The sequence below is a fragment of the Rickettsia sp. genome (assembly GCF_965035265.1).
Map to the genome: position 1 here is coordinate 1 of NZ_CBCDJS010000067.1, position 7,441 is coordinate 7,441.

Consider the following 7,441-nt stretch of genomic DNA (forward strand, 5'->3'; position numbering starts at 1 on the left):
AGGTTATTGTTCCTATAGTATTACCACCGGTGGTATTATCTACATCTCCAGCATTACCGTCTCCAATAATATTTACCGTAGTACCAGCTGCTGCACCAGCCGCAAAATTTATTCCATTAGCAGCATTATTTAACGTTAACGTACCGCCCTTTGTAGTTACAAGCCCGTTTGCATTATTAATCGTTACTTGGCCTGCAAAACCGGCATTTAGAAGTACTGTCCGTCCGACATTCGTAGCACCTGCCGTACCGTTTAAGACGCCACCGTTACTCATCGCTAAATCTCCGCCGATAGTACCAGTTTGATTCACTGTACCGCCGGTTATTGTCATATCGGCTACGGCATTTACTATTACAAGAGTACTGCCTGCTACCGTAACATTTCCTGTTGCACTGCGAATTGTAACTGCTCCGGCATCTGCTTGAACATCTACATCACCTGTAACATCAGCCGCTGCCGTTCCTACATACACACCTCCACCACTTACAGTCAAATCTCCTCCAATAGCAACGTTTTGATTCACTGTACCACCGGTTATTATCATGTCTTGACCCGCTGCACCTATACTAAGCACCCCGCCAGCAACTCTAACATCTCCAGCAACTACAGAATCAACGGTAACATCACCTGCTGCATTGGTTAGGGTTAGATTCATAGCAAAAAGGGCACTGCCTATGGTTATTTGATCATGAGCTACAGTAAAAAGCTGACCAGTATTACCATTAATATTAACGCCTGCAATATCTAATGCATCTTCACCTGTATTAATATTAAAAGGTCCTTTTAACTTAAGGGAATCAGCATTAGCCCATGCTGCTGATAAATTAGTGGCATCATCTACTCGTAATGCTGCTATATCACCAGTAACGTCTAAAGCAGTACCCAATGCCCCACTACTACTCAGCATCAATGCTGCGGTTGAGGTGGTGAATAAAGCGGTTTTTAAACCTGTTTGGATTGCTTTTTGAAATAATTTTGGAGAGATATTCACCATAATGTAAACCTTAATAAAAATTACATAACTTAAAAAGTGCTATAATTCTAATGCAACTTTTTCAATATGTCTATTATAATTGATAATACGAATGATATTTTTGCAAATTTAGTATGAATTTGTGGCATTTGTATGGATTATATGTCATACCGTAACAGCTTTATTGCGTGGATTGTTTTTCCGACCTTGTCATCCCGCAACTTGATCGCGGGATCAAGTTTAAAATACTAGTATTTTTTATTGTTTTTATGGATCCCGCGATCAAGTCGCGGGATGACATTAAATGTGATTGGATTCCTGCCTACGCGGGAACGACATTAAGAACGCGGGAATGATATTAAGGTACAGAACTGCCTTTTTAAGAACCGTGGACAACCGCTCCTAAAATCCCCGCAATATCATCATGTCCATAATATTCAGCTAGGCTTAAAGGAGTTTGCCCTAAATAATCCGGAATATAAGAACAAGCATCAGCTTCAAGTAATAATTTTGTAGCTATGGTATGATGATTATTCGCTGCCCAATGCAAAGGAGTTGAGCCTGATTTATCACGGCTATTACAATCTCCATGCTCAATTAAAAACTTTAATAACTCTTCCCCGCAGTTAGCTTTTATAGCATGATTTAGTGCTGTACGCCCTAGTTGGTCTTGGTACTTAACATTAATACCCTTATCATATAAAGTTTCTACTAATTCTAAATCATCAGCATATACTGCTTTTTGTAAAAGCTTTTGTCCTAAAGCTTTATCAAATTCTGCACCGTTTTTAATCAAAACTTTTGCTAGTTTCGAGACATTTATATTCTTGTCATAAATTTGAGTTACTTTTTCTAAAAGAGTTTGCTGCCCCGTATTTTTACCGACTAGCATATGATTTACTAAATACTCTATTAATCTTACATCTTCAGAATTAATAGCAAGATCAAAAATCTTATAGCCAAGTTCGCTTTTAATATCAAATTTAGCACCTTTGCTAATTAATGCTTTTATTGATGAGATATTTTTCGATTCTACAGCTAGTTCTAAGGGGGTTTTCATTTTAGGAGAGTACTGAAAAAACTGTACTACTTGTTTATTACCGATATTCTTAGCCCAATCTAGTAGACTCAATCCATATTTATCGTACTTTTTAAATTCCGTATTCTCATATAAATATTTTACTATTTCTAAATTACCGATTTTGATTGCTAAATGAATAGCAGACCAACCATACATGTTAGGGGCAATTTTTCCTCCCATCTGAACTAAAAATTTTACTGTTTCTAAATCACGACCAAGTATTGCTAACTCCAGAGGAGTTCTACATTTAGCATCTGTAGAATTAATATTTTTTTCATCACATAAAGTTTTTACTAAATTTATTTCTTTAAATCCTACTGCTAAATGTAAATCCGACCATTTATTATCTCTTATAGCCATCGGGTTTACTTTCGCTATCTTAGCTTTTAAAGCTTTAAGACGTGATATTATATAATCTTTAGAAGTAGTTTTTGCATATGAGGTATAGTAACTTGGGTGTCTGGTTCCAGTATTAGAGGTAGTCATCAGGTTATTTCCATTATTTAATATATTGCGGCGGCAATTATTAAAATATATTAATGATAATGTCAATGAAAAATGTTGATAATATGAGGATCGCCTAAGCTTCGATATCATTCCCGTGGAGGCGGGAATCCAGCATAAAGCGAGATAGTTCGAGCTTTTAATTTCAAAAAATTGCTTTATCTATACTTTTTTCTGGATTCCCGCCTCCGCGGGAATGACATAAACGAGCCATGCAACCACTCCTATCTCTCAGGTAATAATATCTCTCTCTTACCGGTATGATTCGGTGGTGAGACTATGCCGTCTTTCTCCATCTTCTCAACTAAATTGGCAGCTTTGTTATAGCCGATTCTAAGCGATCTTTGGACATAGCTAATGGAGGATTTACGTTCATCACGTACTATCTGCACGGCTTTTTTGTAAAGTACTTCATCAGACGTACCGTCGCCAATATCAATGCTACCGTCGTCTTCTTCAGGTTGCTCGGTAACGGCAGAGATATATTCAGGCGTACCGGTCTCTTTCAAATATTCCGTAATTTTCTCAATTTCGGATTCGTTAACAAACGGTCCGTGTACTCTGCTTATCTTTGAAGTGTTCCCCATAAATAGCATATCACCCATACCGAGTAGCTGCTCGGAACCTTGCTCGCCTAGAATCGTTCGACTATCGATTTTAGAGGTAACTTTAAAGCTAATACGGCTTGGGAAATTGGCTTTAATTACGCCGGTAATAACGTCTACAGAAGGTCTTTGCGTTGCCATAATAATATGGATGCCCGCCGCTCTTGCCATTTGAGCAAGCCTTTGAATCAGCATTTCGATATCCTTACCGGCGACTAGCATTAAATCAGCCATCTCATCAACAATAACCACTATGTACGGTAGTTTTTCCATATTCATCGTAACGGTTTCATAAATAGGCTTGCCGGTTTCAGGATCAAATCCCGTTTGAATCGAACGCTCAATTACTCTATTTTCTTTAACCGCTTCTAAGATTTTTGCATTATAACCCGCGATATTCTTAACACCGATATTGCTCATCATTCTATAGCGGTTTTCCATTTCCTTAACTGCCCATTTAAGAGCTACTACCGCTTTAGACGGCTCGGTTACCACGGGAGTTAGCAAATGCGGTATCCCATCATAAGCCGATAATTCAAGCATTTTCGGATCAATCATGATAAAGCGGCATTCTTCAGGAGTATAGCGGTATAAAAGCGAGACTATCATAGCGTTAATCCCGACGGATTTACCGGAGCCGGTAGTTCCTGCGACTAGCAAATGAGGCATTTTAGCAAGGTCGGCAATCAACGGCTTACCTGCTAAATCTTTACCTAAGACTAGAGGCAATAAAGTTGATTTGTCTTGATATTCGGGCGTCTCTATAAGTTCTTTTAAGCAAAAGAATTCACGATGCTTATTAGGAAGTTCAATACCAAGAACATTTTTACCGGGTATTACTGCTATCCTTGTTGATAAAGCAGATAGTGAGCGTGCTATATCGTCGGATAATCCTACTACTCTTGAAGTTTTAGTGCCTGCTGCCGGCTCAAATTCATATTGAGTTACCACCGGTCCTTGGTTGATATTAATTATCTGCCCTTTAACTCCAAAATCATTCAACACTGTTAACAACTCTTCGGCTTTTTGTTTAAGCTCTGAGGAAGAAGACCCTTTTATATGATGGTTTTCAGCATCACGTAATAATGAAATAGGCGGCAATTCTGCTATTTCACTTTGAGATATTTTAGGAGCAACAGAGGGTTTATTAAAGAATTTTATAGGATTTGTAGGTACAGGCTTATTTTCTTCAACAAGCTTTACTTTTTCGCTTACAGGTCTTTGATAAGAAGAAGTTATATTTATCTGATCATTGTTTTTAGTAGGGAATAATCTTACTGAAGACAACCGTAAAAATAGGTTATGTACAAAAGATTGTATCCGGTATGCTAAAAATTTACCTAACTTAATTATGAAATTACTTAAGGAAGTAAATTTAATTTCAAGTAAAACAACTAATATAATAAAGGTAAAAAATATTAATAATAAGTAAAATTGGTTTGTAAATCGCTCAAAAAAATTAAAGGCTATTATTCCAATGGCTCCGCCTGCATTTGCCGGTATGAATTCTAGTTTGAGGTTAGATAATAATGTGCTACTGCTTAAGAGAGCAAGCAACATTACAAACATACGGATAAATGAGCCGCGATATCTTTCATACCAACAATTCCTACCCCAAACAAAGCAGGCAATCGGTATAATAAAAGCAGCTAATCCAAAAAATTGATATAAAAAATCCGATGAATAAGAGCCAAAAATTCCAACTAGATTACCAGGATACTCGGTTGTGACCGAGTTAAAAGACGGGTCGTCTATATTATATGATGTAAGAGCAGAAACAATACCAAGCCCAATTATTCCTAAAATGATGGCTTGTATTTTATTATTTGAAAGAATTTTATTTATGTAATATAGCATTAGGTAATTTTTGGAAAGTTTAATATAAAATACATTTTTAAAGCCGTTACTACAAGAAAATATATTGTTAAAACTTAAATAATCTACATCATCTACGTAAATGTAAAAGCTTGAAATAATATAAAAAATGAATTATTAGATAATTGGCAAAGAACTCAAAATGGAGAGCCATTAAATTCTATTGCCCCTTTGGAGTAAAATATGTTACATGTAATATCTGTAAAATATGTTAACGATTATTGCCTAGAATTATCCTTTGACGATGGTACTAAAGGTAATATAAACTTATATAAACACTTAACAGGCTCAATGTTTGAACCTCTCAAAAATAAAACTCTATTTGCTCAAGTGATTGTTGACAAGGAGCTACAAACTATTACTTGGTCTAACGGCGCAGATTTTGCTCCTGAATTTTTAAAAGCCCATCTAGAAAATATACAGTAAACAGTATTAACTTAGAATTTACACCTTAGAAAAAAATGTTATACTATAAACGATTTTAAAAAGCTTATAATATAACATGACCATAAAAATTCATACAGAAAAAGATTTTGTAAAGATGCGGCTAGCTGGAAAATTAGCTGCAGAGACGCTCGATTTTATTACTGATCACGTAAAACCGAATATCACTACTAATAATTTAAATGACCTTTGTCATAATTTTATCACTTCTCATAATGCCATTCCTGCACCTTTAAATTATAAAGGCTTCCCAAAATCGATTTGTACTTCTATAAATCATGTGGTTTGTCACGGCATTCCAAACGATAAACCTTTAAAAAACGGTGATATTGTAAATATCGACGTTACAGTAATTTTAGACGGTTGGTACGGCGATACTAGCCGTATGTATTATGTCGGTGATGTAGCAATTAAGCCAAAGCGTCTTATTCAAGTAACTTATGATGCGATGATGAAAGGGATTGAAGTAGTAAAGCCCGGTGCTAAACTCGGGGATATTGGGCATGCTATTGCCAGCTATGCCGAGAAGCATAATTATTCGGTGGTCAGAGATTATACGGGTCACGGTATCGGAAGAGTTTTTCATGATGAACCGTCAATATTAAATTACGGTCGCAGCGGCACGGGTCTAACGTTAGAAGAAGGGATGTTTTTCACCGTTGAACCTATGATAAATGCCGGTAATCACGACACAATATTAAGTAAACTAGATGGATGGACGGTTACCACGCGTGATAAATCATTATCTGCTCAATTTGAGCATACTATAGGCGTGACTAAAGACGGTTTTGAAATATTTACGTTATCACCTAAAAAACTAAAATACCCTCCATACTGAGCTATAGGTTAAAAGTTGATTTTGTTGGATGGTTTGGTTTTTCCGTCATTGCGAGAAAAATTACGAAGTAATTTGACGAAGCAATCCAGTTAAAAATTCTGTAAATCAGAATTTTTTTAATTATTTTTCTGGATTGCCACGCTCACTACGTTCGCTCGCAATGACGGTTCGGGTATCCATGCAACAACGCCCCGCCTACGCGGGAATGACACCAGCAACATTTTACTTATTTATAATTTGAGTAAACACAAAGAATGTTAGAAAATAATTTGATAGAATTCGGTAATAGACCTCTTCGGAAACTCGCTTATAGGGAGGAATTTGAAGGAGACACTTCACCTCGAACCGTAGCGTACTCAAACGTACGTGAGGATTCGAGTACCGGATCGACGTACAAATTACCTCTAGAAGTAGAGTTTCCGAAGAGGTCTAATGATGAAATAGATACACCTCATTACATAGGGCATCGAAAGAGAGTAAAGGAACGATTTATTGTAGGATCTGCCAATTTCTCCGATTACGAATTACTTGAAGTAATGTTATTTTCGGCTATTCCTCGTAAAGACGTAAAACCTCTTGCTAAAAAGCTACTTGATCATTTTAATATTACAGATTTAATTAACCTTGATAAGGAAAGACTACTTAGTATTAAAGGCACAAATGAAAATTTATATATCAATTTTGCTCTAATACGTGAGCTGATAAATAGAGTATTGAAACAAAAAATAATAAATAAAAATATTATTGCTTCTTGGAGTTCTTTGATTGATTATTTAAAAGTTAATATGGGCAGTATGCGACTCGAACAGTTTCGTATATTATTTTTGAATAAGAAAAATATTTTAATTGCCGATGAAGTTTTGAGTCAAGGAACTATAGATCAAGCTGCAGTATATCCACGTGAGATAATTAAACGAGCTTTATTTAATGAAGCAAGTAGCCTTATACTTGTACATAATCATCCAAGTGGTAGCCCTGAACCTTCAAAAGCCGACATTCATATGACAAATAAAATAGTAGAGACATGCCAAACCGTAAATATTATAGTACATGATCACGTCATTATAAGTAATAACAAATATTATAGTTTTAAATCTAATATGTTACTATGAATATAAATA

General features: G+C 35.9%; 4 protein-coding genes and 4 pseudogenes. 4 read left to right on the top strand and 4 right to left on the bottom strand.

Features of this window, described 5'->3' with window-relative positions; all coding sequences use genetic code 11:
* The 4 genes and pseudogenes from AC1Z7D_RS05100 to AC1Z7D_RS05115 form a co-directional block, all read right to left on the bottom strand.
* Positions 1 to 994, bottom strand: a pseudogene (locus AC1Z7D_RS05100) (hypothetical protein); the annotation flags it as partial.
* A 358-nt stretch (positions 995 to 1,352) separates the two neighbouring features.
* The gene (locus AC1Z7D_RS05105) at positions 1,353 to 1,865 is read right to left on the bottom strand and encodes an ankyrin repeat domain-containing protein (RefSeq protein ID WP_482602559.1); all 513 of its coding nucleotides are present in this window, start codon (positions 1,863 to 1,865) and stop codon (positions 1,353 to 1,355) included.
* A 90-nt stretch (positions 1,866 to 1,955) separates the two neighbouring features.
* Positions 1,956 to 2,414: pseudogene (locus tag AC1Z7D_RS05110) on the bottom strand (ankyrin repeat domain-containing protein); the annotation flags it as partial.
* A 368-nt stretch (positions 2,415 to 2,782) separates the two neighbouring features.
* Positions 2,783 to 5,020, bottom strand: a complete 2,238-nt coding sequence (locus AC1Z7D_RS05115) for an FtsK/SpoIIIE family DNA translocase (RefSeq protein WP_482602553.1) — start codon at positions 5,018 to 5,020, stop codon at positions 2,783 to 2,785.
* A gap of 201 nt (positions 5,021 to 5,221) precedes the next feature.
* Here AC1Z7D_RS05115 and AC1Z7D_RS05120 point away from each other — a divergent pair, with 201 nt between their 5' ends.
* From AC1Z7D_RS05120 to radC, 4 genes and pseudogenes are all read left to right on the top strand, one after another.
* Complete coding sequence (locus tag AC1Z7D_RS05120; RefSeq protein ID WP_482602555.1) at positions 5,222 to 5,464, top strand: DUF2442 domain-containing protein; 243 nt, start codon at positions 5,222 to 5,224, stop codon at positions 5,462 to 5,464.
* Between the two features lie 76 nt (positions 5,465 to 5,540).
* Entirely contained in the window at positions 5,541 to 6,320 is a 780-nt protein-coding gene (map, locus tag AC1Z7D_RS05125) for a type I methionyl aminopeptidase (RefSeq protein ID WP_482602557.1), read from the top strand.
* A gap of 278 nt (positions 6,321 to 6,598) precedes the next feature.
* Positions 6,599 to 6,754, top strand: a pseudogene (locus tag AC1Z7D_RS05130) (palindromic element RPE1 domain-containing protein); the annotation flags it as partial.
* A 102-nt stretch (positions 6,755 to 6,856) separates the two neighbouring features.
* Positions 6,857 to 7,441 (top strand): annotated as a pseudogene (radC, locus tag AC1Z7D_RS05135) (RadC family protein); the annotation flags it as partial.

Bases quoted from the DNA above. Each gene is read 5' to 3' on its own strand.
- AC1Z7D_RS05105 (WP_482602559.1), bottom strand. From the start codon at position 1,865: ATGCTAGTCGGTAAAAATACGGGGCAGCAAACTCTTTTAGAAAAAGTA.
- AC1Z7D_RS05115 (WP_482602553.1), bottom strand. From the start codon at position 5,020: ATGCTATATTACATAAATAAAATTCTTTCAAATAATAAAATACAAGCC.
- AC1Z7D_RS05120 (WP_482602555.1), top strand. From the start codon at position 5,222: ATGTTACATGTAATATCTGTAAAATATGTTAACGATTATTGCCTAGAA.
- map (WP_482602557.1), top strand. From the start codon at position 5,541: ATGACCATAAAAATTCATACAGAAAAAGATTTTGTAAAGATGCGGCTA.